We start from the raw sequence: 2,101 nt of genomic DNA, 5'->3' as shown, positions 1-2,101 counted from the left end.
CGCACGCCAACCTGCGTGCTTTCTAAATTATCTCCCTGTAATAGAATCTTGTTTTCAAATCGAATCACAAGCTGTTTTGCGCTTCCAGAGATTGTCAGCAAAATCGGCTCGCTCGGATCTGCATATTTTAAAATATTAGAACCAATATTATCGAGAATCCGGCTAATATATTCCAGAGATACGGAAATGTACGTTTCCGGCCAATCCAGCTGTGCTTGAATGTGATAGCCGTTCACCTCTAAGAATCCCGCCAGATTGGATAAATAATCCTCTAAAATAAACTGCGCCTTGACAGGTGATTCCAATTTGACTGTACTTTTCTTCGACATATAAAACCGGTCAAAGAGCTGGTCAGAGAGCTGCTTGATCTGCACGATTTTCTCGCGGCTCTTATCCAAATATTGGTTCATTTCTTCCGCATTATCATATTTTCCTTCGCGCAGCAAGTCCAGATACAAACTCAAGCTCGTCATCGGTGTGCGCAAGTCATGGGAAACCGCGGCAATCAACTCATAATTGGCTCGTTTGGCTTCTGCCTCTTTTTCCATGTTTTCCGCCAGCGCCATGCGCATCTGGTTTAGTCCGTTGGCAAGCGTGCCCAGCTCATCGGTTCCTCGCACGGTAATCGGTTTTTCCAATCCACCGGTCTCTAAAATCTTAATTTCTTGCTCTAATCTGCGGATATAGGCAATTTTTTTGCCAAACCAGCTGATAAACAGCAAGGCGAATACGAGAACAGCAAATCCAACTTCGATAATAACTGCCGTCGTGTACAGCGCACTGTCATAATATCCGTACAGTAATACCTGTGCCGTTCCACCAGCAAATGTGATTTTCTTCGCTGTAAAGCCGTCTTCCATATCATCTGAATACGTTTTGTCAAAATAACCTGTACCCAAGCGATACGCTGTGGAATCATAGACAAGTACATCATTTTGATAGATACCCAACATCAAATACGCGTTGTGCATGTCATCCATCCATGTATCAATGGCATTTGTATCAGAGATCGCAAGATTTTTTTCTATAATATATTCCTGAAGCTCTGTCAGCATCTGCTCATTTTTCTTTTCTACATGTGCAGAATCTGACAGGCATTGATCTAAGGCAACTTCACCTATTTTGTTGATACACAGATAGAATCCGCAGGCGATGAGCGAGCAAAGCACGACGGCAAGCAATGCTTGTCCCTTTAATCCTAGTCTTGATCTATTCAAAGCGATAGCCCTTTCCCCAAATCGTCTTGATGTGTTCAGGATTTTCCGGTACATTTTCTACTTTCAGGCGCAGATTCCGAATGTGCACCATAATCGTACTGTTGGAAGCGTACAGATACGGTTCTTTCCAAACGCTTTCATATACTTGCTGTGCAGAAAACACTTTTCCGTGATGTTTCATGAGCAAGAGCAGAATTTTATATTCAATTTCCGTGAGCCGAATCGGCCGATTGTTCTTCCACACCTCATTTAACAGCTCATTGATGCGAATATCTCCTACTTGAAGCATAGTTTCCTCCGCTTCCTCTTCTTCTACAGACTTTTTTCCGCTATAAACATGATACCGACGCAGCAGAGCTTTCACGCGTCCCAGCAATTCGGCATAAGAGAATGGCTTAATAATGTAGTCGTCGCCGCCAGCCATCAATCCCATTACCTTGTCTGATTCGCTGGATTTTGCCGTCAAAAACAGCACAGGAACATAGGACACCTTTCGGATTTCTTCGCAGGTTTTAATACCGGAAATTCCCGGCATCATGACATCCAAAATCACCAAATCCACAGATTCATCCAGCTGTTTCAATCCTTTTTCTCCGCAGTCAGCTTCCAGTATCTCATAGCCCTCGGCAGACAGGAGCAATCGAACACCTTCCCGAATATCTGCATCATCTTCTATCAGCAAAATTCTTATCATATTGTTTCACGCCCCTTCGTTTTTTCTACATCTATTATACAGAAAATTGCAACATTTGTACTATAAAAAATTCTTAATTTTTCTTAAGTTTGAGCAAAATGCGGAAACACAAATTGGAAATGAGTTTCATATTGACTTTTTCCCGAATCATGCTATAATTTGAAAATGGTTTTCAATTTATGGAGGCAAT

Annotated in this window: 2 protein-coding genes; both read right to left on the bottom strand. The window is 42.1% G+C overall.

Annotated elements, in window-relative coordinates:
- A partial coding sequence (locus tag ACR0P9_RS11455) for a HAMP domain-containing sensor histidine kinase (protein ID WP_432620263.1) occupies positions 1 to 1,217 on the bottom strand: 1,217 nt, incomplete at its 3' end.
- Positions 1,210 to 1,911 (bottom strand): response regulator transcription factor, encoded by a 702-nt coding sequence (locus ACR0P9_RS11450; RefSeq protein ID WP_432620261.1) that lies wholly within the window; start codon positions 1,909 to 1,911, stop codon positions 1,210 to 1,212. The genes ACR0P9_RS11450 and ACR0P9_RS11455, both read right to left, overlap by 8 nt.
- Positions 1,912 to 2,101 lie beyond the last annotated feature (190 nt).

This window comes from Butyricicoccus sp. (genome assembly GCF_050872565.1).
GTDB lineage: Bacteria > Bacillota > Clostridia > Oscillospirales > Butyricicoccaceae > Butyricicoccus_A.
This window is presented reverse-complemented; position numbering and strand designations above follow the sequence as displayed.